Source organism: Pseudomonas sp. Pf153 (genome assembly GCF_001269775.1).
Taxonomy (GTDB): Bacteria; Pseudomonadota; Gammaproteobacteria; order Pseudomonadales; family Pseudomonadaceae; genus Aquipseudomonas; species Aquipseudomonas uvaldensis.
Genome location: NZ_LHVL01000030.1, coordinates 497,343 through 521,300, shown reverse-complemented (window position 1 = coordinate 521,300; position 23,958 = coordinate 497,343). Strand labels below are relative to the sequence as shown.

The 23,958-nt window shown below is 61.1% G+C and carries 28 protein-coding genes; 9 read left to right on the top strand and 19 right to left on the bottom strand.

Annotation, left to right across the window (positions count from 1 at the left end):
• Positions 1-23: 23 nt before the first annotated feature.
• The 4 genes from AD666_RS23430 to AD666_RS23415 are packed head-to-tail and all read right to left on the bottom strand — an operon-like array spanning position 24 to position 4,060.
• On the bottom strand, positions 24-2,120 hold the full coding sequence (locus AD666_RS23430) for a chemotaxis protein CheA (protein ID WP_053158846.1): 2,097 nt from the start codon (positions 2,118-2,120) through the stop codon (positions 24-26).
• Between the two features lie 42 nt (positions 2,121-2,162).
• Positions 2,163-2,447 (bottom strand): lipid asymmetry maintenance protein MlaB, encoded by a 285-nt coding sequence (locus AD666_RS23425; RefSeq protein WP_053157543.1) that lies wholly within the window; start codon positions 2,445-2,447, stop codon positions 2,163-2,165.
• 15 nt (positions 2,448-2,462) lie between these two features.
• Positions 2,463-2,831, bottom strand: a complete 369-nt coding sequence (locus AD666_RS23420; RefSeq protein WP_042730627.1) for a response regulator — start codon at positions 2,829-2,831, stop codon at positions 2,463-2,465.
• A gap of 11 nt (positions 2,832-2,842) precedes the next feature.
• Positions 2,843-4,060, bottom strand: a complete 1,218-nt coding sequence (locus AD666_RS23415; RefSeq protein ID WP_053157540.1) for a methyl-accepting chemotaxis protein — start codon at positions 4,058-4,060, stop codon at positions 2,843-2,845.
• A 296-nt stretch (positions 4,061-4,356) separates the two neighbouring features.
• Here AD666_RS23415 and AD666_RS23410 point away from each other — a divergent pair, with 296 nt between their 5' ends.
• Together AD666_RS23410 and AD666_RS23405 are read left to right on the top strand one after the other, a co-directional pair.
• Positions 4,357-5,703, top strand: coding sequence for an MATE family efflux transporter (locus AD666_RS23410; protein WP_156315984.1), 1,347 nt, complete (start codon positions 4,357-4,359; stop codon positions 5,701-5,703).
• Between the two features lie 93 nt (positions 5,704-5,796).
• The gene (locus AD666_RS23405) at positions 5,797-6,465 is read left to right on the top strand and encodes an HAD family hydrolase (protein WP_053157534.1); all 669 of its coding nucleotides are present in this window, start codon (positions 5,797-5,799) and stop codon (positions 6,463-6,465) included.
• A 92-nt stretch (positions 6,466-6,557) separates the two neighbouring features.
• On the opposite strand, the gene ppnN is transcribed toward AD666_RS23405, so the two are convergent.
• Positions 6,558-7,931 (bottom strand): nucleotide 5'-monophosphate nucleosidase PpnN, encoded by a 1,374-nt coding sequence (ppnN, locus tag AD666_RS23400; protein WP_053157531.1) that lies wholly within the window; start codon positions 7,929-7,931, stop codon positions 6,558-6,560.
• A gap of 218 nt (positions 7,932-8,149) precedes the next feature.
• Here ppnN and AD666_RS23395 point away from each other — a divergent pair, with 218 nt between their 5' ends.
• Together AD666_RS23395 and AD666_RS23390 are read left to right on the top strand one after the other, a co-directional pair.
• Positions 8,150-8,683 (top strand): DUF3087 family protein, encoded by a 534-nt coding sequence (locus AD666_RS23395; RefSeq protein ID WP_053157528.1) that lies wholly within the window; start codon positions 8,150-8,152, stop codon positions 8,681-8,683.
• A gap of 92 nt (positions 8,684-8,775) precedes the next feature.
• On the top strand, positions 8,776-9,531 hold the full coding sequence (locus tag AD666_RS23390) for an OBAP family protein (RefSeq protein WP_053157525.1): 756 nt from the start codon (positions 8,776-8,778) through the stop codon (positions 9,529-9,531).
• Positions 9,532-9,658: 127 nt separating this feature from the next.
• Here the strand turns inward: AD666_RS23390 and AD666_RS23385 are convergent, their stop codons facing one another.
• From AD666_RS23385 to AD666_RS23355, 8 genes are all read right to left on the bottom strand, one after another.
• Positions 9,659-9,934 (bottom strand): hypothetical protein, encoded by a 276-nt coding sequence (locus AD666_RS23385; RefSeq protein ID WP_232777676.1) that lies wholly within the window; start codon positions 9,932-9,934, stop codon positions 9,659-9,661.
• Between the two features lie 12 nt (positions 9,935-9,946).
• Positions 9,947-10,126 (bottom strand): general stress protein, encoded by a 180-nt coding sequence (locus AD666_RS26270; protein ID WP_003182983.1) that lies wholly within the window; start codon positions 10,124-10,126, stop codon positions 9,947-9,949.
• Between the two features lie 218 nt (positions 10,127-10,344).
• Positions 10,345-10,908 carry an ATP-dependent Clp protease proteolytic subunit gene (locus tag AD666_RS23380; RefSeq protein WP_053157522.1) on the bottom strand — a complete coding sequence of 188 codons (564 nt, stop codon included), beginning with the start codon at positions 10,906-10,908 and terminating at the stop codon, positions 10,345-10,347.
• A gap of 145 nt (positions 10,909-11,053) precedes the next feature.
• Complete coding sequence (locus tag AD666_RS23375; RefSeq protein ID WP_053157519.1) at positions 11,054-12,091, bottom strand: DNA topoisomerase IB; 1,038 nt, start codon at positions 12,089-12,091, stop codon at positions 11,054-11,056.
• A 112-nt stretch (positions 12,092-12,203) separates the two neighbouring features.
• Complete coding sequence (gene modC, locus AD666_RS23370) at positions 12,204-13,283, bottom strand: molybdenum ABC transporter ATP-binding protein (RefSeq protein WP_053157516.1); 1,080 nt, start codon at positions 13,281-13,283, stop codon at positions 12,204-12,206.
• A 3-nt stretch (positions 13,284-13,286) separates the two neighbouring features.
• On the bottom strand, positions 13,287-13,967 hold the full coding sequence (modB, locus tag AD666_RS23365) for a molybdate ABC transporter permease subunit (protein WP_053157514.1): 681 nt from the start codon (positions 13,965-13,967) through the stop codon (positions 13,287-13,289).
• Entirely contained in the window at positions 13,968-14,714 is a 747-nt protein-coding gene (gene modA, locus AD666_RS23360) for a molybdate ABC transporter substrate-binding protein (RefSeq protein WP_053157511.1), read from the bottom strand. It lies immediately after the preceding gene.
• Positions 14,715-14,812: 98 nt separating this feature from the next.
• The gene (locus AD666_RS23355; RefSeq protein WP_053157508.1) at positions 14,813-15,901 is read right to left on the bottom strand and encodes a nitronate monooxygenase family protein; all 1,089 of its coding nucleotides are present in this window, start codon (positions 15,899-15,901) and stop codon (positions 14,813-14,815) included.
• 148 nt (positions 15,902-16,049) lie between these two features.
• Between AD666_RS23355 and AD666_RS23350 the strand changes: the two genes are divergently transcribed.
• Positions 16,050-16,538, top strand: coding sequence for a GyrI-like domain-containing protein (locus tag AD666_RS23350; RefSeq protein WP_053157505.1), 489 nt, complete (start codon positions 16,050-16,052; stop codon positions 16,536-16,538).
• Here AD666_RS23350 and ada read toward each other — a convergent pair.
• From ada to AD666_RS23330, 5 genes are all read right to left on the bottom strand, one after another.
• Entirely contained in the window at positions 16,502-17,575 is a 1,074-nt protein-coding gene (gene ada, locus AD666_RS23345; protein ID WP_053157503.1) for a bifunctional DNA-binding transcriptional regulator/O6-methylguanine-DNA methyltransferase Ada, read from the bottom strand. The genes AD666_RS23350 and ada overlap by 37 nt on opposite strands.
• Before the next feature lie 88 nt (positions 17,576-17,663).
• Positions 17,664-18,344, bottom strand: coding sequence for a DNA oxidative demethylase AlkB (alkB, locus tag AD666_RS23340; protein ID WP_082339915.1), 681 nt, complete (start codon positions 18,342-18,344; stop codon positions 17,664-17,666).
• A complete protein-coding gene (locus AD666_RS23335) occupies positions 18,331-19,059 on the bottom strand; it encodes a 2OG-Fe(II) oxygenase (RefSeq protein ID WP_053157500.1) in 729 nt (242 codons plus the stop codon). Before AD666_RS23335 ends, alkB begins: the two co-directional genes overlap by 14 nt.
• Before the next feature lie 104 nt (positions 19,060-19,163).
• On the bottom strand, positions 19,164-19,334 hold the full coding sequence (locus AD666_RS26665) for a hypothetical protein (protein WP_172679664.1): 171 nt from the start codon (positions 19,332-19,334) through the stop codon (positions 19,164-19,166).
• Positions 19,335-19,364: 30 nt separating this feature from the next.
• Entirely contained in the window at positions 19,365-19,667 is a 303-nt protein-coding gene (locus AD666_RS23330) for a DUF1883 domain-containing protein (protein WP_053157497.1), read from the bottom strand.
• Between the two features lie 203 nt (positions 19,668-19,870).
• Between AD666_RS23330 and AD666_RS23325 the strand changes: the two genes are divergently transcribed.
• Positions 19,871-20,221 carry a hypothetical protein gene (locus tag AD666_RS23325; RefSeq protein ID WP_053157495.1) on the top strand — a complete coding sequence of 117 codons (351 nt, stop codon included), beginning with the start codon at positions 19,871-19,873 and terminating at the stop codon, positions 20,219-20,221.
• Positions 20,222-20,275: 54 nt separating this feature from the next.
• On the opposite strand, the gene AD666_RS23320 is transcribed toward AD666_RS23325, so the two are convergent.
• On the bottom strand, positions 20,276-20,488 hold the full coding sequence (locus tag AD666_RS23320; protein ID WP_053157491.1) for a hypothetical protein: 213 nt from the start codon (positions 20,486-20,488) through the stop codon (positions 20,276-20,278).
• A gap of 235 nt (positions 20,489-20,723) precedes the next feature.
• On the opposite strand from AD666_RS23320, the gene galU reads away from it, so the two are divergent.
• The 3 genes from galU to ahpC all read left to right on the top strand — a co-directional run bounded on the left by galU (position 20,724) and on the right by ahpC (position 23,893).
• Entirely contained in the window at positions 20,724-21,563 is an 840-nt protein-coding gene (galU, locus tag AD666_RS23315; protein WP_011061681.1) for a UTP--glucose-1-phosphate uridylyltransferase GalU, read from the top strand.
• Positions 21,564-21,742: 179 nt separating this feature from the next.
• A complete protein-coding gene (gene gorA / locus AD666_RS23310; RefSeq protein ID WP_053157487.1) occupies positions 21,743-23,098 on the top strand; it encodes a glutathione-disulfide reductase in 1,356 nt (451 codons plus the stop codon).
• Between the two features lie 231 nt (positions 23,099-23,329).
• Complete coding sequence (gene ahpC, locus AD666_RS23305) at positions 23,330-23,893, top strand: alkyl hydroperoxide reductase subunit C (protein ID WP_053157484.1); 564 nt, start codon at positions 23,330-23,332, stop codon at positions 23,891-23,893.
• The last annotated feature ends 65 nt before the right edge of the window (positions 23,894-23,958 follow it).

The window sequence follows — 23,958 nt, the reverse complement described above, 5'->3', positions numbered from 1 at the left end:
CTCTCCATGGAATTGCTAAAGCATCAGCGAGCGTTGGCTTGTAATTGAGTAGGGGTGTAGCGGTTTTCGATCTGGGCGATCTGGGTGAGCAACGCCGGGACGTCGAGAATCAATGCCACGGCGCCGCTGCCCAGGATGGTCGAGCCACTGATGCCGCGCAGCGCGCCGAACAGCTTGCCCAGGGGCTTGATGACGGTTTGGAATTCCCCCAGCAGGTCATCCACCACCAGCCCGGCCTTGAGGTCGGCGTAGCGCACCACCACCACGTTCTGCCGGCGTGCGGCAGGGCCTTCGTGGTTGAAGTGGTCGCGCAGGTACACCAGGGGCAACACTTCGCCCCGCAGGTCGAGATAGCCCTGTTCACGGCTGGCAACGCCGTCGTCTTCGCTCAGTTCGATGCATTCCTGGACCATGTCCAGCGGAATGACGTAGGTGGACTGATCGATACCTACCAGGAAACCGTTGATGATCGCCAGGGTCAGTGGCAGGCGAATGCGCACCACCGTGCCCTGGCCCGGTTGGCTATCCAGGTCGACCGTGCCGCGCAGCAGGGTGATGTTGCGCTTGACCACGTCCATACCCACGCCGCGCCCTGACAGGCTGGTAACGGCCTGGGCGGTGGAGAAGCCGGGCTCGAAGATCAGGTTGTAGATCTCCTGGTCGGTGGGGCTGGCACCGGGAGCAACGAGGCCACGCTCCTGGGCTTTTTCCAGGATCCGGTCGCGGTTCAGGCCGGCGCCGTCGTCGGCGATCTCCAGCACGATACTGCCCGAGTCGTGGTACGCGTTCAGGTGCAGGTGTCCCTTGGCCGGCTTGCCGGCCGCCAGTCGTGCCTCGGCGGTTTCGATGCCGTGGTCCATGGCGTTGCGCAGCAGGTGCATGAGCGGGTCGCCGATTTTTTCCACCACGGTCTTGTCCAGCTCGGTTTCCGCGCCGCTGATGATCAGGTCGATGTCCTTGCCCAGTTCCTGGCTGACATCGCGCACCACACGCCGGAACCGGTTGAAGGTTTCGCCGATGGGGATCATGCGCAGTCGCAGGGCGCCGTCGAGGATTTCCTCCACCAGCCCGGAGACCCGCGAGGTGGATTCTTGCAATGAGTCGTCGTGGCAGTTACGGGCCAGCAGGCTGGTACCGGCGCTGGCAATGACCAACTCGCCCACCAGGTTGATCAGCTCGTCCAGTTTGTCGGCGTTGACCCGCACATAGGCGCCGTCCTTGGCTTTGCTTTCAGTGGTGACGGCTTGTCTGTCGGGGGTTGCCTGGGCAGGTGTCCGCGGGGTCTTGCGCTGGTCCGGCAGCAGTTCGCCGGTGGCCACCAGCGCTGTGTTTTCGTCGCGCTGCGCTTTTGCGGTTGCAACCAGACCGGTATTCACCGGGGCTTCGGCTTCGTCAGTGGCAACGATCTCGATCAGGCAATCTTCCCGGACGAAATCGAATACTTCATTGATGGCGGCATGGCTGGCGTCCGAACGGAAATCGATGTCGAACCCCAGGTAGCAGGATTCGGCGTCCCAGCGGTCGACCGATGGCATCGCGTCCGTCAGTGTGGCGATGTGGATGATTTCCCCGAGGGTTTGCAGGTAGCGCAGGAACGACAGCGGGTCCATGCCATTACGGAACACGTCCTGGCCGAAGCGCAGGGAGATGTGCCACAGGCGCGTTTCGGAGGGGGCGTCGTTGTCGGATTCGTTTGCCGCCTTCGGCGTCTCGTCAGACGGGGGCGCCTGGTACTCCTGCAGGACCTGGCACAGTTCCATCTCGCGCTTGAGGGCCGGTGGCGTCAGCGTGCCGCCCTGGTTGGCGACCACATTGATCAGTTCCAGCATGTGGTCGCTGGATTTGAGCAGCACGGCGATCAAGCCTGTATCCACCTCGACGCTGCCGTTGCGCAGGCGATCGAGCACGTCTTCGACGATATGGGTGAAGCTGACAATCGGCTCCAGGCCGAACAGGCCTGCCGACCCCTTGATGGTGTGGGCCGCACGGAAGATCGCACCGATGGCGTCATCGTCGCCTGGGTCGTTTTCCAATTGCAGCAGGGATTCCTCCATGGCTTGCAACTGTTCTCGTGCCTCGACGATGAACGTTTGTTGTGCCTGGTCGAGATTGATGCTCACGCTCATATCCTTTGTCGTGTCGGGCCGCGATACAGCAGAGGCTCAGGCCTGCAGATTGCACAGCTCGAGTGTTTCGGTGACGGCTTTGCTGCGACCGGTCAGCGTCAGTTCGGTACCGGCCTTGGGCGCCTCGCGCAATGCCATCAACAGCAGTTGCAGCCCGGCGCCGTCCATCTCGGTGACCTGCGACAGGTCCAGCGTCATGCGCGGCATATTGCCCAGGCAAGGCAGCAACTGAGCTGCCAGCTCGGCGGCGGTGTAGATCGTCAGTTCGCCGTCGATGCTGACCTGGGCGGTGTCATCCTGGGTTTCGTACAGCAACGGCATTGCAGTCTCCATCGATCAAGGAAGAATCAGCTTGGAAACCGCCGCGAGCATCTGCGCGGGCTGGAATGGCTTGACCACCCACGCCTTGGCGCCTGCTGCCTGGCCTTCCTGTTTTTTCGATTCCTGGGATTCGGTGGTGAGCATGATGATCGGCGTGAACTTGTAGCTGGCCAGCTTCTTGACCTCCTTGACGAAGGTGATGCCGTCCATGTTCGGCATGTTCACGTCGCTGATGATCAGGTGCACCTTCTGGCCGGTGAGCTTGCCCAACGCATCCTTGCCATCGCTGGCCTCGATCACGTCGTAGCCGGCACTTTTCAACGCGATGCCGACGACCTGCCGAACGCTCGCGGAGTCGTCGACAACCAATACACTTTTAGCCATGAACGGCTCTCCTAAAAGAAGGTTATTTCCTGGGAAGTCTGTTGCGCACCGGAGTCGCCGTGGTGATTACGGCGCTGCTCGTCGGTGGCATAAGTGGTTTCCATGCGCGCCAGCCATTGGCGGGCGTCGATGGGGGCGGCCTGGTCGGGCGACTGGCTGGCCTGCTGCATGTGCACATGCAGGTCCTCGATGTTGTCGCGCACGTGGCTGAGGATCTGGCTGACCCGATCCTGGAACTGCAGGCTGACCAGTACTTCGGTGAGTTCGTCACGGATACCGAAGCTTTCCTGCTGCAGCATGTCCGCCGATTCGGCGAGCCGTCCGGTCACGCTCTTGAAACGCTCCAGCACGCGCTGGATGCTCTCTTCGGAAGCGGTGACCGAATGGCTGTCCTGGTCCGCGCCGCTGGAGGCGGCCTGGACCAGTTGGGTAATGGCGGTATTGATGATGTCGACCTTGGCCGACATCTGCTGGCCGGTCTCGCTGGACTTGCTCGACAGGCTGCGCACGGCGTCGGCCACCACTGCGAATCCGCGCCCGGCTTCACCCGCACGGGCGGCTTCGATGGCGGCGTTGAGGGCCAGCAGGTTGGTTTGCGCGGCAATCGCGGCGACGTCCGCGGCCATGGTCCGCAGCTCGCCGGTGTAGGCGGTGAGGTTGCGCACCTGGGCCAGGGTTTCGTCGCGGCTGGCCTGGGTGGCCTTCAGGGAGTTGATGACCTGTACCAGTTCGCCTTCACTTTGAGCCAGCACCTGCACGGCACCGCCGCTGCTTTGTCCGGCCAACTCGCCGGCGGCCAATTGCGAGGCCTGCACGGTTTCCTCCAGGCGCGAGGAAATGCCGGTGAAACGGCTGGTCAGCGAGACGATTGCGGTTTCGGTTTGTTGACGGGAGCTTTCCACCTGCCTGGCCCAGATGGGCATGGCACCGAGGATGACTTCGTTGAGCTGTGCGCTGGCGGCGTGGTTGGCCTGCTCGATGTTGTGCAGGTCGTGGCGCGCAGTGGCAGCGGCAAAAGCGTTATCGAACCGGCGACGTTGCGAGCGTGCGTCCCAGACTCCGGCACCGATGCCTACGGCCAGCAGCACTGCGCTCAACCCCAGATTCTGTGCACTCGAGCCGTTGAGCAGCAGCACGCCGGCAGCGGCGACAATGGCTACGAGGACGGTGCTCCAGAGGATACGGGGTTGGGTTGGGGCGAAAGAATGACCGTGTGGGTACGACGTCATGGTTCGGTCCTTGAACAGTGTTGCTAACAGGTTATTGGCGAATAACTGGTTATCTGCGATCCCGGATATGACTTGAAGACCGGTCGTCCGATTCCGACCTCTGTAGGCAGAAGCTGACTCAGTAAGTGGCACTGTGCTACTTCAGATTAGACGCAGTTCGTGAAATGTCGAATCGGACTGACGAAGCTATTGTTCACGCGCCTCGCCACAAAAACGGGTCGAGTCAATTCTATGAAGTGTCTTGATTGAGCTAGATTATTGACACCCGAATCGTCGAATCCACCATCAGAGCCCCCATGCCCGACCAGCCTCTCTGGAAAACCTATCTGCTGTTCCTGGCCCCCATGGTCTTGTCCAATTTCCTGCAATCGATGTCCGGCACGTTCAACAGCATCTATATCGGCCAGATGCTGGGCACTCAGGCACTGGCGGCGGTGTCGGGGATGTTTCCGATCCTGTTCTTCTTCATCGCGCTGGTGATCGGCTTGGGTGCGGGGGCGGGGGTGTTGATCGGGCAGGCCTACGGCGCACGGGAAACCGGTACGGTGAAGGCCATTGCCGGTACTACGTTGCTTCTGGGTGCGATCATCGGGCTGACGGCGGCCGTGCTTGGCAGCGTCTTTGCCCGCCCGGCGTTGCAAGGGTTGGGCACGCCGATGGACGTGCTGGACGATGCCGTGTCCTACGCCCGGGTCATGATGTGGACCCTGCCGATACTGCTGGTGTTTGTGCTGTTCACCCAATTGCTGCGGGGAGTGAGTGATACGTTTTCGCCGCTGTTGGCATTGTTAGTGTCCACCAGCGTCGGGCTACTGCTCACGCCGGCGTTGATTCGTGGTTGGCTGGGGTTGCCGCAGATGGGGGTTCAGAGTGCGGCGCTGGCGGGGCTGCTGGGCACGGCGGCGGCCATGGCGATGCTGGTCTGGCGCCTCAACCGCCGCGAGCATGCCCTGGCGCCGGACCGGGCATTCTTCGCAGCGATGCGCCTGGACAGGGACATCCTCGCCAAGGTCCTGCGCATCGGCCTGCCTACGGGATTGCAGATGGTGGTGATTTCGTTGTCGGAACTGGTGATCCTCAGCCTGGTCAATCGCCACGGTTCGGAGGCCACGGCGGCCTATGGCGCGGTGAGCCAGATCGTCAATTACGTGCAATTTCCAGCGCTGTCGATTGCCATTACCGCGTCGATCCTCGGCGCCCAGGCCATTGGCGCCGGACGCCTGGAACGCCTGGGGCCGATCCTGCACACGGGCCTGATGATCAACGTCTGCCTGACCGGTGGGCTGGTGCTGTTGGGTTATCTGCTGTCCCACTGGCTGTTGGGCTTATTCATCACCGCCCCGGCGGCGCGGGTCCAGGCCGAACACCTGCTGCATATCATGCTCTGGAGCTTGCTGGTGTTCGGCTTCCAGGCAATCGTCAGCGGCATCATGCGCGCCAGTGGCACTGTACTCCCGACGGTGGCGATTTCCATTTTCTGCATCGTGGGTGTCCAGGTGCCCGCGGCGTATCTACTGGACGCGCACTTCGGCCTGCAAGGCGTATGGATGGCGTTTCCCGTGGCTTACCTGAGCATGCTGCTGTTGCAGACGGTGTATTACCGACGGGTGTGGCTGCATCAGTCGATCGAGCGGTTGGTATAGATCGCAGCCCAGCGACACACCACAGATCCCTGTGGGAGCGGTGTCGGGTGATGTTACAGTGACCAGCATTCTCACGCCGCCACCGAGGATCCGATGCCGATCAGCCCTCCATCGAATAACACCTACCGCGCCTTCCTCTTCGACATGGACGGTACGCTGCTCAATTCCATTGCCGCCGCCGAGCGCATCTGGACACGTTGGGCCTTGCGTCACGGAGTGGACGTGGCGACATTCCTGCCGACCATCCATGGCGTGCGTGCCGTTGACACCATCGCTCGCCAGCATTTGCCGGGGGTGGATGCCGAGGCCGAGGCCAGGCAGATTACCCGCGAAGAAATCGAGGACGTAGAGGGGGTGGTAGCCGTTGCCGGCGCGCGGGCATTGCTGCAAAGCCTGCCGCCCGAGCAATGGGCGATCGTCACCTCGGCGCCGATGGCATTGGCCTTGCGTCGGATGGAAGCGGCCGGCATCCCGCGCCCTGACGTGATGGTCACCGCCGAAGACGTGAACGACGGCAAGCCCAACCCCGCCTGCTATCGCCTGGCCGCCGAGCGCTTGCAGGTGGTGCCGCAGGCGTGCCTGGTGTTCGAAGATGCCCACGCCGGTATCCAGGCCGGTGAGGCGGCGGGAGCGGATGTGATGGTCGTGACGGCCACCCATACGCATCCGCTGTTGACCCGCCACCCTTCGATCGAAGATTACCGTGGGCTTGGCGTCACGGTAGATGAAGTCGGGATGATGAGGCTTCAAACCATTTCGTAACCACCACCGACCCTGTGGGAGCGAGCAGGCTCGCTCCCACATTTGATCTGCGGTGATCCTCAGTCCCACAGGCAGTGGCGGTGATCGGTAAATCAGGTCACCACGCGATAGCAGGGCACATACGCCGCGCCGCCCGGCAGTTTCATGCGGTGCTGGGCGACGAAAGCCTGGAGCAGGCGGTCGAGGGGCTCCATGATGGCGGCGTCGCCGTGGATTTCGTAGGGACCATGTTCCTCGATCAGGCGGATGCCCTTGTCCTTGACGTTACCCGCCACGATTCCCGAGAACGCTCGGCGCAGATTGGCGGCCAGTTCGTGCGCGGGCAGGTCGCGGCGCAGGCCCAGGCTGGCCATGTTGGCGTGCGTCGGGTCGAAGGGGCGCTGGAAGCCTTCGTCGATTTTCAGCAGCCAGTTGAAATGGAAGGCGTCGTTGCGCTCACGGCGGAACTGCTTCACGTCCTTGAGCCCCTGGGTCATCTTGCGCGCCACTTCGGCCGGGTCGTCGATGATGATCTGGTAGTGTTTCTGGGCGGCCTCGCCCAGGGTCGCGCCGACAAAGGCATGCAGTTGATCGAAGTACGGCGCGGCGCTTTTCGGCCCGGTGAGGATCACCGGGAAGGGCAGTTCCTGGTTGGCTGGGTGCATCAGGATGCCCAGCAGGTACAAGAACTCTTCCGCCGTACCGGCACCGCCCGGGAAGATGATGATGCCGTGGCCGACGCGCACGAAGGCTTCCAGGCGTTTCTCGATGTCCGGCAGGATCACCAGCTCGTTGACGATCGGGTTCGGTGCCTCGGCGGCGATGATGCCCGGCTCCGTCAGGCCCAGGTAACGACCGCCATGTATCCGCTGCTTGGCGTGGGCAATGGTGGCGCCTTTCATCGGGCCCTTCATCACGCCCGGGCCGCAGCCGGTGCAGATGTCCAGGCTGCGCAGGCCCAGCTCGTGGCCGACCTTTTTGGTGTATTTGTATTCTTCGGTATTGATCGAATGACCGCCCCAGCACACGACGATCTTCGGCTCCACGCCCGGACGCAACGTACGGGCGTTGCGCAGCAGGTGGAACACATAGTCACTGATGCCCTGGGAGGAGCTGAGGTCGATGCGCTGGCTGTCCAGTTCGTTTTCGGTGTAGACGATGTCGCGCAGGGCGCTGAACAGCATTTCGCGGGTGCTGGCGATCATCTCGCCGTCGACGAAGGCGTCGGCCGGCGCGTTCAGCAATTCCAGGCGCACGCCCCGATCCTGCTGGTGAATGCGGATCTCGAAGTCCTTGTAGGCTTCCAGGATGGTCTTGGCGTTATCGACATGGGCGCCGGTATTGAGGATGGCCAGGGCGCACTGGCGGAAGAGGGTATAGATACTGCCGGAACCGGCTTCGCTCAGTTGCTGGACTTCGCGCTGGGACAGGGTCTCCAGGCTACCCTTGGGGCTGACCGAGGCGTTGATTACATGTCTTTGAGTCATTCAGCTTTCCTTGAAAACGATGCCATGCACACAACGACGGCATCTTGTAAAAACCGTCCACGCAGAAGATCGCATGATCCTTGCGGTACCGCCATGGACTTTGATCCGGACCCGTCGGGTCGGTTGCAACGCAAAATGAGTCCCAGCATAGCTAAATCGACCGATCAGGCGATAATGCGCGACACTTTTTTGCGCCCATACGAGGAAAAAGCACCGCGATGTTCGAGATCAAACCGTGGGACGCCGCTCTCTACCGACAGCAGACACGACGCAGCACGCTCATTGTCGCGGTGGTGTTCCTGGCGCTGGCGATGTTGCTGTCCAGCCTCGCCGTGATGCTGTTCGGCACGCCTGGGGGCGATAACTTTCGTTTCAACCTGGGGGGAGTCATTGCAGCCGTACTGGCGATGGTCGTGCTGATGCGCCTGTATTTCTGGTCCCAGCCGTGGATGGCCGCAGCGGTGTACGGCTGGCAGCTCAAGCGCAGCCTGATGAGTATCACCAACGTGATGCATCAGGTGAAAGCCGGCGTGCAGGTCCGGGATCCGGTCGCCATGAACGTGCTGAGGTTCTATCACCTGGGGCTGGCCCAGATGCATCAACTAGACGCCAACTCCAGCGCCCAGGGTTCACTGGAGCGAGAGGCTGCCGAGCATGTGGCGGCCATGCAACGGCTGCAGCTGGACATCGACCAGCCGCGCCTGGACCCTGCCTGGATCGAGACGGTGAAACGGGCTTACGACCCACGCTGATACGATCCGCCCGTCGGTTCGCTGGCAGGAAAATCAAACCCGCTGTGCAGGATCCCTTTCTCATGGACAGTCATGGAAAAAGGAGAGATGACATGCAGGGAAAAAACAGTAAGGACCGTTGGGCGATGATTTGCGCTGCGGCGGTGGGGTTGAGCGGTTGCGCGGGCGGCAACACCGATTCGTCCGTGAGCGTACCCGGGGCCGTGAAGACCCCGAGCACCGTCACGCTGGAAGCAGGGGCCGGCGTGCTGCAGGACAAACCCCCGCTGCAGGCACTGAATACGTATCTCGACGGCTTTCATTTCTACAACGGCCGGATGTCCGGGCAAATGGAAGCCCATCACTACTGCACGGCGCTGAACGAGGAAGTCTTCCAGTGCGCCATCTTCGACGGCAACACTTCCCGCGCCAAGTTGATGGGCGTGGAATACATCATCAGCAAGCGGCTGTTCGAAGGCTTGCCCGCCAGCGAGAAGCAACTGTGGCACAGCCATGTGCATGAAGTGAAATCCGGACAACTGATCGCTCCCGGCATCCCTGAAGTAGCGGAAACCCGGCTAATGGAAAAGCTGGTGGGCACCTACGGCAAGACCTGGCACACCTGGCATCCCGAGCAGGGCAACCCGCTGCCTTACGGCGTGCCGCAGTTGATGATGGGGTTTACCGCGGACGGGCAGATCGACCCGCAACGGGTGCGCGAACGCGACAGCCGCATGGGGGTGGACAGTGAAGCGAAGAAGCGCGCCCGGTCCGGTATCGAAACCCCGGCGGTGGATCCTGATGCGGATGCTTGGCAGAAAGGGCGGGTGTGGCAGATCAAGGATCCGACAGGTGAACATGCCCATTGATGTTTGGAAAGGAATCGCATGGTGAGGGTATAAGTTCTCTCACCAGCGGATCGTTATCGCGGCAAGAGTAAGCCAGGCGAAGTGAAGGGGCGCTGGGTTTAATTAATGCACTGATAAAAGTAAAGGGTCAGGGCTGTTTAAAATGCCCCGGCACCCCATGTTCTTCTTCTAAGGGTCGAGTTCTTTTCTGAACTTGGATGTCACTGAGCTCGACGGCCTTGAGTTCGCTGAAAGACATCCTCAGCAGGGCCTCGGCTTCGCTGACGCTCAGCGTCTCGGTGTCGGCCTCCAGCACCCGGCTATCGGGTTGGCCGTTGGCGATAAAACTGACGATGAATCGGTCCTGGTGGCTCATGCTGACCTCGACAGAATAAGCGCCGGGGCGCAGCAGACTGCGCCCCAACGGTCCTCCGGGTTACGATTTCCTGCCGCCGCCATGGCTGCGTTCGCCACCTTTCCTACCGGCTTCGGAGGCTTTTTCCCGGTCGTTGGCAAAGTTTCCGCCCGAAGCGTGTCCGCCTTTTTTACCGGCTTCGGAAGCTTTCTCACGGTCGTTTGCGAAGTTACCTGGGTTCTTGTTTCCGCTATTAGCCATTTCGAGATTCCTCATTTTGGTTAAGCGAGTAACTGCCTCGCATTACTGTGAAAGAAAATGCCGACCGGAAGTTTAGAAAAATCGTTTCGCTGGCGACGAGTGGTAAAAAAGTTATACAGCCGTTGCGCTTGGAAGTTGTACAGCCGCTTCGCTTGAAAGTTGCGGGGCACTGAATGGCTATATAGAGGATGTCTGAAGAGCCAATGTCTTGTCGCTGATCAATCGTCGCCTCCGCTGACTTTCCAATGCTTGGCCTCCGCTGAAAACACCACCTGCTCGACCCGATGCGCAATGCCGAACGCCAGAGAGTTTTCCGCCGGGATGACCCGCTCCTCGGCGCACAGGCATTTGAAAATATCCAACTGAGTGGCGGCGCCGGCGGTTTCCTTGACGTAGATCTCCACGTACCGCGCCACGTCGTTGTCCAGGCTGGACAGGTATTCGCGCAAGCGGGAATGGTCCACCGATTTCTGACCGAAATACCAGTTCATCGGGTGGATCAAAAAGCGCGAATGAGGCGTGGTGGTGCGGTCGCTGGCGGCCAGATACATGACGATGCCCATCGACTCGATGTTGCCGGCATTCACGGCGCGCACCGGCACGGGCAGGGACTTGATGAAGGTGTAGAGGGTGAAGCCGAAATTGGTGCTGCCGCCCACCGTAGAGAGGTTGAGCATCAATGAATCTGCGCCTTTTTCGATGGCTTCCAGGCAATTGTCCCGGAAGCGCTCCGTGGTTCCCTGATCGATCTGGCAATGAAAGTGGACGATATGTTCGGACATCTCAAGCTCCTGTCGACTTCATTCGTTGAAGTGTCTGCGGATCGGCGGTGCCGTACAGTTGGGAGTTCGCAGGCTGTCGGATGTTCCTCTTTCGTACATAGCCTAGCAGGGCATTGGCGGATGTCTCGGGCGCCGAACGCTTCGATCAACAGGCTTCGGCGGCTTGCGCCAGCTTCTGCAAAAACATCGCCAGCGCGACTTCTTCTTCGCTGAGACCCTTGCGTACCCGGGGTTTGGGTAACTCCCTCAAAGCACCGAGCAGAAAGCCCTCCAGGACGGCGGGATGGATGTAGCATTTACGACAGACGGTCGGTGTGTTACCCAACTGCTGGGCGACCTGGCGGACCATTTCGACGACGTGTTTCCTGGCTTCCGTCTCTGTGTCCCAGCTCAGTGTACGCAGCCCGGCCAGTGCCGCTGCGCTGCCGGCCCAGGTGCGGTAGTCCTTGGCGGTGAAGTCAGCGCCGGTGAGGGTCTTGAGGTAAGCGTTGATGTCCGATGAGGTGACGCTGTGGCGCTCACCGTTCTCGTCCAGGTACTGGAACAGGTTCTGGCCGGGTATTTCCTGGCAGCGCTTGATGATCCGCGCCAGGCGCCGGTCCTTGACGGTGATCTGGTGTTCGACGCCGCTTTTGCCCCGGAACTGGAAGGCGATGGCGCTACCGTTCACCTCGACATGCTTGTTGCGCAGGGTGGTCAGGCCGTAGGAGCGATTGTCGCGGGCGTACTGAGTATTGCCGACGCGAATCAGCGTCACGTCCAGCAAGGTGATGACTGTGGCCAGGACTTTGTCGCGGCTGAAGCCGGGCGTGGCGAGGATCGCTTCCAGGCGCTTGCGCAGGCGTGGCAGGGCCCGGCCGAATTCCAGCATGCGCGAGTATTTGTCGGCGTCGCGCACCTCGCGCCAGCGCGCATGGTAGCGATATTGCTTACGCCCACGGGCATCGCGACCGGTGGCCTGGAGATGGCCGCGCGGGTCGGGACAGATCCAGACATCGGTGTAGGCCGGCGGTACCGCCAGGGCATTGATGCGCTGGATTGCAGCCGCGTCGGTGATGCGCTGGCCCTGTGGGTCGAAATAACAGAACTTGCCCCGTAACTTCTTGCGGGTGATGCCGGGGCCGGTGTCGTCGACATAATGCAGGTCGGGCGGCAATGCTTGCGGGGACGGGTTATCGGGCATGAAAGAATCCTTGGCTGCAGATCCGGGGAGCCTATGGATTCATTGACCACAGGCCGTTGCGGTCGTGCCGGATTTTTTGGGCTCCCACAGGGTTGGACAGAGGCCTTGGGGCTTACGCCAACACTGCCACTGCCTTGATCTGTGCCCACAACGATTGCCCCGGATGCAATTGCAACTGATCACGCGAGTATCGGGTAATGCGCGCCAACAGCGGGGTACCGGCCGTTTCCAGGCGAATCAGCACATGGGCGGCGTTGTCGGCGGCCAGTTCGCTGATCACCGTGACCGGCAGGCGGTTGAGTATGCTGGTGTGGGCGTCGTTCGCCAGGCTGAGGCTGACGTCCCGTGCCTGCACCTTGAAGCGCAGTGATTGTCCGCAGGCCAGCGGCGTGTGGGCGACGCGTACCTCCAATCGACTGTCGGGGAGTGTGAGAGTGAGCAACTGATAGCCGGCGTCGTAACCGCTGACCTTACCCTGGATGACCACGCCCGCGTCGTCCCCCAGCGCCAGCGGCAGGTCGAGCCGGGCCAGGGTTTCGCCAATCGGTCCGCTGGCGAGGGCACGACCGGCATCGAGCAGCACGATATGGTCGGCCAGGCGCGCCACTTCGTCCTGGGAATGGCTGACGTACACCACCGGGATATCCAGTTCATCGTGCAAACGTTGCAGGTAGGGCAGGATTTCGTTCTTGCGCCGGGTATCGAGGGCGGCCAGGGGTTCATCCATCAACAGCAGCCGCGGGCTGGTCAACAGCGCTCGGGCGATACCCACCCGTTGGCGTTCGCCGCCGGACAGGGTGTGTGGCTGTCGAGCCAGAAGGTGCCCGATGCCCAGCAGTTCGGTCGCCTGATCCAGGCTCACCCGCCGTTGTGCCGGCGCGATACGCTTGAAGCCGAACGTCAGGTTGGCCCGCACCGACAGGTGGGCGAACAGGCTCGCCTCCTGGAATACATAGCCCAGTGCCCGCTGATAAGGCGGTACGAACACGCCACGCGCGGTGTCCTGCCAGATTTGGCCATTGACCTCGATAAAACCCTGCTTCGGCTGCTCCAGTCCGGCCATGCAGCGCAGGCAGGTGGTCTTGCCGGAACCGGACTGACCATATAACGCGGTCACGCCACGGCCCGGCAACTGCACATCCAGGTCGAGGGAAAAATCTCCACGGTCGAGCTGAAAACGCGCTTGAATCATCGGTCAGCTCCAACCGGACCGGGTTCTGCGACTGGAATACAGCGCCAGCAGCACCAGAAACGAGAACAGCAGCATCGCCGCCGCCAGCCAGTGAGCCTGGGCGTACTCCAAGGCTTCGACATGGTCGTAGATCTGCACCGACACGACCCGCGTTTTTTCCGGAATATTGCCGCCGATCATCAGCACGACGCCGAACTCGCCGACGGTGTGGGCGAAACCAAGAATCGCGGCGGTGATGAAGCCGGGCCGGGCCAGGGGCACAATGACACTGAAAAACGTGTCCCATGGGTCAGCGCGCAAGGTGGCGGCGACCTCCAGCGGACGGCTGCCGATGGCCGCGAAGGCGTTTTGCAACGGTTGCACCACGAACGGCATGGAATAGATCACTGAGCCGACCACCAGCCCGGCGAAACTGAAAGTGAGGCTACCTAACCCGAGGCCCTGGGTGAGCTGACCGAGCCAGCCGTTCGGCCCGAGCGCCAGCAACAGATAGAAGCCGATGACCGTGGGCGGCAGCACCAACGGCAACGCCACCACGGCACCCACCGGCCCGCGTAGCCAGGAACGGGTCTGCGACAGCCACAGAGCGATGGGCGTGCCGATGAGCAGCAGGATCACTGTGGTTACAGAGGCTAGTTTCAGGGTCAGCCAGATGGCGGCGTAGTCGGCGCTGGTCAGTGGCATTTAGCGTTGATACCCATAGGCCTGGATGATGGCAGCCGCTTTCGGGCCCTTGAGATAGTCCACCAATGCCATGGCGGCGGGGTTGTCCCGGCCTTTGTCGAGGACGACCGCGTCCTGCTTGATCGGGTCGTGCAGTTCGGCCGGGACGATCCATGCCGAACCGCTGCTGAGCTTGCCGTCCTTGTACACCTGGGACAAGGCGACGAAGCCGAGCTCGGCGTTGCCGGTGGAGACGAACTGGTAAGCCTGAGTGATGTTCTGGCCTTCAACGATTTTGCTCTTGACCTGCGAGGTCAGCCCCAGCTTGTCCAGCACCTGGGTTGCAGCCAGGCCGTAGGGCGCTGCTTTCGGGTTGGCGATGGAAAGGTGGTGGTAGGCGTTGTCCTTGAGTACCTGACCCTTGTCGTCGACATAACCGTCCTTGGCCGACCATAGCGCCAGCGTGCCGATGGCGTAGGTGAAGCGCGAGCCCTTGACGGTGTTGCCTTCGCTTTCGAGTCTGGCCGGGGTGGTGTCGTCGGCGGCGAGGAACACCTCGAATGGCGCGCCGTTCTTGATCTGCGTGTAGAACTGCCCGGTGGCGCCGTACGCTGCCACCAATTTATGCCCGGTGTCTTTTTCGAAATCGGCGGCAATGGCCTGGATCGGCGCGGTGAAATTGGCGGCGACCGCCACCTGCACCTCATCGGCCTGGACGGCGCCGATGATCAAAAAGGGAAGCGGCAACAGCGAGAAACGGGGGGGCATGGGCAAGGCTCCGTAGGGGCAAGTTCGCTATATACGGAAATATATAGCGAATGCCCCACAAACGGAACGCGGCATTTTGTCGGGGCGATGGCGATGGATCAGCTATCACTGTCCCAGACCTTACCCCGCCCCCGCAGCAGCGCCAACGCCTCCTCAGCCAGTCGCCGGGTCAACTCGGCGCTGGGCAACTCGCGGCCCATGGGAAACGCCTGGCCGGCCCAGAGGTTGCTGAAGTCTGCTTCGTCCTTGGCTCGCAACGGCATCAACGCGCCACCGGCCAAAGGAAAGGCCGGGGCCAGCGGGCTCATCGGGCCCACCTCGCGCATGACCCGGTTGACGATGCCCCGGGCCGGCCGACCAGTGAACAGGTTGGTGACGGCGGTCTGGCTTTCCTTGGCCGTGCGCAACGCCCGGTGATGGGACGCGCTGATCTTGGCCTCGGGCGTGAACAGATAGGCGCTGCCCAGTTGCGCTGCCGATGCGCCAAGGGCAAACGCGGCGACGATACCCCGCGCATCGCCAATGCCGCCGGTAGCGATGACCGGCACCTTCACTGCATCCACGACCTGGGGCAGCAAGGCGAACAGACCCACCTGGGTATTGATGTCGTCGCTGAGGAACATCCCGCGATGGCCGCCGGCCTCGTAGCCCATCGCGATGATCGCATCACAACCGTGCTGCTCCAGCCAGACGGCTTCCTCGACCGTGGTCGCCGACGACAGAATCTTCGCCCCCGTGGCTTTCACCCGATCCAGCAGGGATTGCTCCGGCAGGCCGAAATGGAAGCTGACCACTTTCGGACGCAGCTCCTCGAGCACCCGGCAGGCCGCATCGTCGAATGGTGTGCGATTGGACACGGGCGTTGGCGCATCGTAATCGGCACCCAATTCCTCGTAGTAAGGTTTGAGCCGGTGCTTCCAGGCCTCGGCGCGTTCCTCATCGAACACCGGCGGCTGGTGGCTGAAAAAATTCACGTTGAAGGGTTTGTCGGTCTGTTCGCCGATGGTTGTCAGCGCCTGACGCAACTGCTCGACATCCAGCATCGCCGCCGGCATCGAGCCCAATCCGCCGGCATTGCAGGTGGCGACCACCATGGCCGGGCCAGTCACGCCGGCCAGGGGACCCTGGATGATCGGAAGTTCCATGCCAAGCAGATCGAGAAGGCGGGTGTCTGGCCATTGGCTCATGTGTGGAGCTCCGGAGGCGAAAGGAAACAGCGTTTTAACAGGTGTGCCCCGGCCAGGGCCAGTCGAGTTTTTCAATCGAAAGCGACCGTTTGATCCTTCGGTGGAGAGGATTACCATGCGTGCTTCACTTTCTCAGGAGTCTGCACCCATGGACGTCAAACTCAAGGCAGTCGAACCCTTCATCGTGGCCGGTTTGCAGGTGCGCACCCGCAACTCCGACGAGCAGCAACCCGACACGGCCAGGATCGGTCCGATGTGGGAACGGTTTTTCACCGAAGGACTGTTCGACAAAATCCCGGCCCGGCAGTCGGAATCGTTTGTCTATGGGGTGTACTCCAACTATGAGTCCGACGCCACGGGGCATTTCGACGTGACGGCCGGGGTGCAGGTGGACGCAACGAGCGCAGGCTACCCCGCCGTGGACATCGAGGGCGGGGATTACCTGGTGTTTTCGGCCAACGGGCCTATGCCTGACTGCGTGATCCAGACTTGGGGCCTGATCTGGGCGTACTTTGCCGACAACCCGCAGACCCTGCGCCGTTTCGCCACCGATTTCGAGGTCTATAGTGGCCCCGATTCGGTGGCGATCTACATCGGCGTTCAGTCCTCGGACGAGCGTTCCAGCGCCAGCAACTGACGCTTTCGCTCTACGCCCCAGCGATAGCCCGACAGGTTGCCGTCGCTGCGCACCACCCGATGGCAGGGGATCGCCACGGCCAGGCTGTTGGCGCCGCAGGCCTGGGCGACGGCGCGAACGGCCTTGGGCAGGCCGATTCGCTGGGCGATTTCGGCATAGCTGGCAGTGCTGCCCGGCGGGATGTCCCGCAAGGCTTGCCAGACCCGTTCCTGGAACGCCGTACCGCGCAGGTCCAGCGGCAAGTCCAGGCCCAAGGCCGGCGCTTCAATGAAGCCGATCACCTGGGCAATCAGTTGCTCGAATTCCCGGTCGGCGCCGATGAGGTTGGCGCGGCGGAATTTATCCTGCAGGTCGCGCACCAACGCGTCCGGGTCGTCCCCCAACAGGATTGCGCAGACGCCGCGTTCGCTCTGTGCCACCAGGATCGCCCCGAGGGAGCACTGCCCGACGGCGAAGCGGATGTCGGTGTTCTGCCCGGCGGCCCGGTAGTCAGTGGGCTTCATACCCAGCACTTTATCGGCGGCTTCGTAAAAACGGCTGTTGGAGTTGAAACCGGCGTCGTACAGCGCTTCGGTGATGGTCCCGGCATCGGCCAGGCGTTCGCGTACCTTGCGTGAACGGTGGGCGGCGGCATACCCCTTGGGGGTCAGTCCGGTGACCGCCTTGAATACGCGATGAAAGTGGAAAGGGCTCAAGCCGGCATGACGCGCCAGTTCATTCAGGCCTGGCAGTTCGTCAGCCGCCTCGATCTGCCGGCAGGCTGCCGCGACCCGTGCCGCTTGTTGGGCGGCGATCTGGGTCTGGTCCCTGGCCGTACGCTTGCTGGGGCGATACCCCGCCGCCTGGGCCTGTTCCGGCGTGTCGAAGAACTCGACATTGCGCGGGTTGGGCAGGCGCGACAGGCTGCTGGGATGGCAATAGATACCGGTGGTTTTCACGCCGTATACGAATTGCCCGTCGGCGCGCGGATCCCGGGCGAGCACGGCGGCCCAGCGTGGGTCCAGTTCAGGAGCAAGGGTATTCGAAGGATTGTTCATGGTCGTTATGTCCGGTGGCCCGTTTTGGCTACAGTAGCCAGCCTGGAAAATGCCGACACTCCGGGTCTTGCGGTTGAATTGTGCATCGTTATCCGGCGGTGCGGAATGTCAGGTTGATCCGTTGGGCACCCAGTTGCGGATGCGCGCCATCCTTGAGCGGCAGCACGCCGTGATAACGCAATCGGTCCACGCCACCCCAGACCACAATGTCGCCATGGAACAATGGGATGCGCAGGCTCTTGTCGCTGCGCTCGAAGCCACCGAACTGGAACACCGCCGGCAGGCCCAGGGATATCGACACGATGGGCGCGGTGAGTGAGCGCTCGTTCTTGTCCTGATGCAGCGACATCCGTGCGCCGGGCACGTAACGGTTGATCAGGCAGGCATCGGGCTCGAAATGCTCGAAGTTCGCGGCTCGGGCGGCCGTCTGGGCCAGTTCCCGGAACACTGCCGGCATTTCTGGCCAGGGCTGGCCGGACTGCGGGTCACGGGACGTATAGCGATAACCGCTGCGGTCGGTGGTCCAGCCCAGCGCCCCGCAACTGCTCAAGGCCACCGACATGGTAAAGCCGCCTGGCGTAACCATCTGCCGGAACGGCGCGGCCTGCAAGACCGATTCGAGGTCCGGCAGCAAACGCTCCAGCCAGGGCAGGGCGAACCCGCGCAGCACGAATGCCTGCTGGCCGATCCGTTCGGTCTGGCCGGGCGTGGAGGGTGCCTGGTCGGCGAACAGATCCAGCGTGATCGGGGTGTTGTCACTGCGCATCATGAAAAATGATTCCTAACGTATGTCGCCTGCCGCTGTGCACGCAGCTGACACCGTGGCGCATGTTCACTCGATAATAGCCGCGAACGCCCTTGACGGGCCGCTGATGCACGGCGAACACCACCGCATCGCCCTGTTTCAGACCGATGACCTGCGGTCGCGACTGCATACGAGGGCGTTGCTCGGTGAGGACGAACTCGCCGCCGGTGAAATCCAGGCCCGGCTCGGACAACAGGATCGCTACCTGCAAGGGAAAGACCTGTTCCCCATAGAGATCCTGATGCAGGCAGTTGTAGTCCTGCGGACCGTATTGCAGCAACAGGGGAGTGGGGCGCAATTGCCCGGCGTCATGGCAGCGCTGAAGAAAAGCGCGATGATCATCGGGATATCGGATTTCGATGCCCATGCGTTCGTTCCAGCGGTTGGCCATGGGCACCAGCGCCGGGTACAACGACTGACGTAACTGCTGAACGATATCGGGTAATGGGTAACGAAAATACTGGTATTCGCCACGTCCGAAGCCGTGCCGGGCCATGATGACCCGGGAGCGAAAATGCTCCGGCTCGGCGTACAGGTTGCTGAGCCGCCGGCATAGAGTAGACGGCAACAGGTTGCGGATGATTGCACTGCCGTCCTGGTCGAGACTGTGTTCGAGGTCCGGCCAGTTGGGGGTTTGTATAGGTAGGAGCAGCGACGGCAGATGAGCGACAGGTGACATGAATACAATCCCTGGAAGAAGGACTGGTCAGTCTGGCAAACGCCTGGATGGGCGCCACTCCGGATCTTGCGGTCTATCTCACCAGACAATCGTCGGGATGACTGCTACAGCGCCTTACTGACCCTGACCTCGCTGATGACATCATCGGTCTGCCCATGCAACGCCTCTAGCGCCGCCCGGGCTTCTTCCTCGGTGCCGGTTTGCAATTGTGCGAATTCAAAGCGGCGCTCGCCGTTGAGTTTGTACTTGATGACGTATTTGCTCGTCTGGGCCACGGTTCGACCTGCCTTCAAAGTGAGTAATGCTCAGCCCAGCTTCGAGCTGGAGCGTCGGATGATCTTGATTTTGTGAGTCAGGTTGGGCTTGCGCGTGACGCTGATGGCGCGACGACTGACGGTGTCGATGGTGATGTTCCAGAAACCGGTGCTCGGGGCGGTGATTTTCGCCGGAAACTTATCGAACGCACCGCCATGGTAGGTGTGTCGGCCGCCATTCTTGAAGCTGCGGAAGTTGGCGTCGCTCATCAGGCGGATGTTGCACATTTGGGAACACTCGATGACAACAATGTCGTCTTCGTTGAGGTGCTCGCGCTGGTGGATGAATTTCATGGCGCCTCCAGAAGGGCATTTCTAGGCAAAACAAAACGGCAGGAACTGCTATAAGAGGCGCAGTTTATCAGCACCGTGGGTGAATAGCCGACCTGTGTTGCAGTGCCTTGTCCATTATCACAACGATGCCGGATAAAAAAAGCGACGCGGGCCGGAGAAAAACACCGTTTGTACTGTCGGAGGGTCTTTATTGGAGGAAACATATGAAGCGCAGTGTGTGGGTTTTGGCGTTGGCCTTGAGTGGATGTGCATCGGTATCGGACATCAACCAGACGCCGCCCACCATGAGCTTCATCTCCGGAAAGAAACCTCACGAATATGCCAAGTGTGTGGCCGATCAATTGGCCGGCAGCCGTGGTGCGTTGCAGATGGAACCGCACAAGAGCGGGGTCCGGTTGATTATTCCCGGCAAGCTGTCGTCCCTTCCGGCAGCAGTGTTTGACATTGAAGAACGTTCCAGTGGCAGCAGCGTCAAGCTGCACGAAAGTATGTCCAATGTCCCGGTGCGGCCCGGCGATGTGCAGGACGCGGCCAACGCCTGCATCTCCGGTTGAGAGCCCAGCGGCCGGCTTCTCCAGGGCCTCGATGCACCGAGGCGATCCGTCCGCTCACTTCTTGCGAGGGGTACCTGCGGGAGCCCGCTCACGCGTCTTGGCCGCCGGGGCTGGGCGTTCGTCGTGGAAGACTGCCGCGACTTCCACCGCCATCGCTTTGCTGGGCAGGGGGCCGGCCACTTGCTCGCCGTGGTAGTTGATGATCCACCACTGTCCGTCTTTTCCCTGGCTGACCGAATAACCGTTTGCGTTTCGTGTTGCAGACATCGAGTGGCCTCATTGGCGTGATCAAGGGGCGCATGATACTTCATCTGCACGAAAACAGGGCTTGCGGGCCTCTAACGAGACCGCCGGCCCCTCGAAACGAAAGGGCGATTGAACTATCCGCCGGTTTATTTCTCTATGATGGCATCGGTTAGCCAGTGCGGGCATTGTAAGGTGTCCGCAGCCTGATTAGACTGCGCCGAAATTCGTCGTACACACCGCCTTTACAAGGATTCATATGATCAAGAAATGCTTGTTCCCAGCAGCCGGTTACGGTACTCGCTTCCTGCCAGCGACTAAAGCCATGCCCAAAGAAATGCTGCCGGTGGTGAACAAGCCACTGATCCAGTACGGTGTCGAAGAAGCCCTCGATGCGGGCCTGAATGAAATCTCCATCGTCACAGGTCGTGGCAAGCGTGCGCTGGAAGACCATTTCGACATCAGCTACGAGCTGGAAAACCAGATCAAGGGTACCGATAAGGAAAAATACCTGGTCGGCATTCGCAAACTGCTGGACGAGTGTTCGTTCTCCTACACCCGCCAGACCGAAATGAAGGGCCTGGGCCACGCCATTCTGACCGGCCGTCCACTGATCGGTGACGAACCTTTCGCCGTGGTCCTGGCGGACGACCTGTGCGTCAACCTGGAAGGCGACGGCGTTCTGACCCAGATGGTCAAGCTGTACAAGCAGTTCCGCTGCTCCATCGTGGCGATCCAGGAAGTCGATCCGCAGGAAACCAACAAGTACGGTGTGATCGCCGGCGAGATGATCCGCGACGACATCTACCGCGTCCACAGCATGGTTGAAAAGCCAAAGCCTGAAGATGCTCCGTCGAACCTGGCCATCATCGGTCGCTACATCCTGACCCCGGACATCTTCGACCTGATCGAACAGACCGAGCCAGGCAAGGGCGGTGAGATCCAGATCACCGACGCGCTGATGAAACAGGCCCAGAACGGCTGCGTCATGGCCTACAAGTTCAAGGGCAAGCGTTTCGACTGCGGTGGCGCCGAAGGCTACATCGACGCGACCAACTTCTGCTTCGAGAACTTCTACAAGACTGGCAAGGCTTACTGATAGCCCGCGCCGTACCTTGAAAAACGCCCCGACTGGTTCGGGGCGTTTTCATTTGTGCCAGAAATCCAGAGCCATGTTGCCCCCGGTGTTTCTTTTTCATTTTCTGCCACCATAACCATCGCAACGCTGCCTCGCAGCAGAACAGCGGGTATGCTGATGGCCTGCCAAAGGAGAGAGTGATGGCCTACGATTTTGACTTGTATGTGATTGGCGCCGGCTCTGGCGGTGTGCGGGCTGCGCGGTTCGCTTCCGGTTTTGGCGCCAGGGTGGCTGTGGCGGAAAGCCGCTACCTGGGCGGTACGTGCGTTAACGTGGGTTGCGTGCCCAAGAAGTTGCTGGTCTATGGCGCTCATTACGCCGAGGATTTCGAACAGGCATCGGCCTATGGCTGGTCGGCGGGCGAGGCGAGTTTCGACTGGGCTACGCTGATCGCCAACAAGAACCGGGAGATCAATCGTCTTAACGGGATCTATCGCAACTTGCTGGTCAACAGCGGGGTGACCCTGCATGAAGGCCACGCGAAGGTCACCGGTCCTCATGAAGTCGAGATCAACGGCCAGCGTCACACCGCCGAACATATTCTGATTGCCACCGGGGGCTGGCCGGTGATTCCGGATATACCGGGGCGCGAGCATGCCATCAGTTCCAACGAGGCTTTTTTCCTCAAGGAACTGCCCAAGCGCGTGCTGGTGGTGGGCGGCGGCTACATTGCCGTGGAGTTTGCGGGGATTTTCCATGGAATGGGCGCGCAGACATCGTTGTTGTACCGCGGCGAGCTGTTCCTGCGGGGCTTCGACGGCGCGGTCCGCAAACACTTGGCCGAGGAACTGACACGGCGCGGGCTGGAGCTGCAGTTCAATGCCGATATTCAGCGTATCGACAAACAGGCTGACGGCAGCCTGCAGGTGACCCTCAAGGACGGTCGCATCCTGTTCACCGATTGCGTGTTCTATGCCACCGGCCGGCGACCGATGCTCGACAACCTCGGTCTGGAGAACACTGCGGTCACGCTGGACGAGAAAGGCTTTGTCCAGGTCAACGAAAAGTATGAAACCCAGGAATCGTCCATTCTGGCCATCGGCGACGTGATCGGTCGTGTGCAACTCACGCCCGTGGCCTTGGCCGAAGGCATGGCAGTGGCGCGACGGCTGTACAAGCCCGAACAGTACCGCCTGGTGGATTACCGGATGATTCCCACCGCCGTGTTCAGCCTGCCCAACATCGGCACGGTGGGTCTGACCGAAGAACAGGCACGGGAAGAGGGGTACGAGGTGCAGATTTTCGAAAGCCGCTTCCGGCCGATGAAGCTGAGCCTTACCGACTGCCAGGAACGCACGCTGATGAAACTGGTGGTGGATGCCCGCACCGACAAGGTGCTGGGTTGCCACATGGTTGGCCCGGATGCCGGGGAAATCGTCCAGGGACTGGCCATTGCCCTCAAGGCCGGCGCCACCAAGCGCGATTTCGACGAAACCATCGGCGTCCATCCGACCGCTGCCGAAGAGTTCGTCACCATGCGTACCCCCACCGCCTGAGGCAATGGCACGCTCCAACGGCTGAAGGCCACGTTTTCTTGACCCGCGTCAGTCTGACGCGAGATTGGGCAAGCGTGGCCATCGGCAGCATCTATGCTTGGATTCTTCTATCTATAGAGATTCCTGATAGCCAAAACCAATTATTCGCATGAGCTTTGCCAATGAGCCAGCATGGGAATGAATGGGTAAGCTTCACTCCATCAACTTTTCAACCCTGACGGAGAAACATCGATGCCTATCATCAACAGCCAAGTCAAACCGTTCACCGCTACCGCTTACAAAAACGGCAACTTCGTTGAAGTCTCGGACGCCGACCTGAAAGGCAAGTGGTCTGTCGTGTTCTTCTACCCAGCCGACTTCACCTTCGTCTGCCCGACCGAACTGGAAGACCTGGCCGACAACTACGCCGAGTTCCAGAAGCTGGGCGTCGAGATCTATAGCGTGTCCACCGACACTCATTTCGCCCACGCTGCCTGGCACAACACTTCGCCAGCCATCGGCAAGATCCAGTACACCATGATCGGCGACCCGACCCACGTGATTTCCCGCAACTTCGACGTACTGATCGAAGAAGTCGGCCTGGCTGACCGTGGCACCTTCGTGATCAACCCTGAAGGCCAGATCAAGATCGTTGAAATCAACGACGGCGGTGTAGGCCGTGACGCTTCCGAGCTGCTGCGCAAGGTCAAGGCTGCTCAATACGTTGCCGCTCACCCGGGCGAAGTCTGCCCAGCCAAGTGGAAAGAAGGCGAGGCCACCCTGGCTCCGTCCCTGGACCTGGTTGGCAAGATCTAAGACCGTGAGTCCTTTGAGGGCGGTCATCCGCACTTAAGCAAGCCGCACCGCCCACAAAAAACGCC

Bases quoted from the DNA above. Each gene is read 5' to 3' on its own strand.
- AD666_RS23320 (WP_053157491.1), bottom strand. From the start codon at position 20,488: ATGTCTGCAACACGAAACGCAAACGGTTATTCGGTCAGCCAGGGAAAA.
- ppnN (WP_053157531.1), bottom strand. From the start codon at position 7,931: ATGACTCAAAGACATGTAATCAACGCCTCGGTCAGCCCCAAGGGTAGC.
- ada (WP_053157503.1), bottom strand. From the start codon at position 17,575: ATGAACAATCCTTCGAATACCCTTGCTCCTGAACTGGACCCACGCTGG.
- AD666_RS23355 (WP_053157508.1), bottom strand. From the start codon at position 15,901: ATGAGCCAATGGCCAGACACCCGCCTTCTCGATCTGCTTGGCATGGAA.
- AD666_RS23335 (WP_053157500.1), bottom strand. From the start codon at position 19,059: ATGTCACCTGTCGCTCATCTGCCGTCGCTGCTCCTACCTATACAAACC.
- AD666_RS23390 (WP_053157525.1), top strand. From the start codon at position 8,776: ATGCAGGGAAAAAACAGTAAGGACCGTTGGGCGATGATTTGCGCTGCG.
- AD666_RS23420 (WP_042730627.1), bottom strand. From the start codon at position 2,831: ATGGCTAAAAGTGTATTGGTTGTCGACGACTCCGCGAGCGTTCGGCAG.
- AD666_RS23425 (WP_053157543.1), bottom strand. From the start codon at position 2,447: ATGCCGTTGCTGTACGAAACCCAGGATGACACCGCCCAGGTCAGCATC.
- AD666_RS26270 (WP_003182983.1), bottom strand. From the start codon at position 10,126: ATGGCTAATAGCGGAAACAAGAACCCAGGTAACTTCGCAAACGACCGT.
- modB (WP_053157514.1), bottom strand. From the start codon at position 13,967: ATGCCACTGACCAGCGCCGACTACGCCGCCATCTGGCTGACCCTGAAA.
- AD666_RS23415 (WP_053157540.1), bottom strand. From the start codon at position 4,060: ATGACGTCGTACCCACACGGTCATTCTTTCGCCCCAACCCAACCCCGT.
- AD666_RS23375 (WP_053157519.1), bottom strand. From the start codon at position 12,091: ATGCCCGATAACCCGTCCCCGCAAGCATTGCCGCCCGACCTGCATTAT.
- AD666_RS23410 (WP_156315984.1), top strand. From the start codon at position 4,357: ATGCCCGACCAGCCTCTCTGGAAAACCTATCTGCTGTTCCTGGCCCCC.
- AD666_RS23380 (WP_053157522.1), bottom strand. From the start codon at position 10,908: ATGTCCGAACATATCGTCCACTTTCATTGCCAGATCGATCAGGGAACC.
- AD666_RS23350 (WP_053157505.1), top strand. From the start codon at position 16,050: ATGGACGTCAAACTCAAGGCAGTCGAACCCTTCATCGTGGCCGGTTTG.
- gorA (WP_053157487.1), top strand. From the start codon at position 21,743: ATGGCCTACGATTTTGACTTGTATGTGATTGGCGCCGGCTCTGGCGGT.
- galU (WP_011061681.1), top strand. From the start codon at position 20,724: ATGATCAAGAAATGCTTGTTCCCAGCAGCCGGTTACGGTACTCGCTTC.
- modA (WP_053157511.1), bottom strand. From the start codon at position 14,714: ATGCCCCCCCGTTTCTCGCTGTTGCCGCTTCCCTTTTTGATCATCGGC.
- AD666_RS23405 (WP_053157534.1), top strand. From the start codon at position 5,797: ATGCCGATCAGCCCTCCATCGAATAACACCTACCGCGCCTTCCTCTTC.
- modC (WP_053157516.1), bottom strand. From the start codon at position 13,283: ATGATTCAAGCGCGTTTTCAGCTCGACCGTGGAGATTTTTCCCTCGAC.
- ahpC (WP_053157484.1), top strand. From the start codon at position 23,330: ATGCCTATCATCAACAGCCAAGTCAAACCGTTCACCGCTACCGCTTAC.
- AD666_RS23330 (WP_053157497.1), bottom strand. From the start codon at position 19,667: ATGAAATTCATCCACCAGCGCGAGCACCTCAACGAAGACGACATTGTT.
- AD666_RS23395 (WP_053157528.1), top strand. From the start codon at position 8,150: ATGTTCGAGATCAAACCGTGGGACGCCGCTCTCTACCGACAGCAGACA.
- AD666_RS23325 (WP_053157495.1), top strand. From the start codon at position 19,871: ATGAAGCGCAGTGTGTGGGTTTTGGCGTTGGCCTTGAGTGGATGTGCA.
- alkB (WP_082339915.1), bottom strand. From the start codon at position 18,344: ATGATGCGCAGTGACAACACCCCGATCACGCTGGATCTGTTCGCCGAC.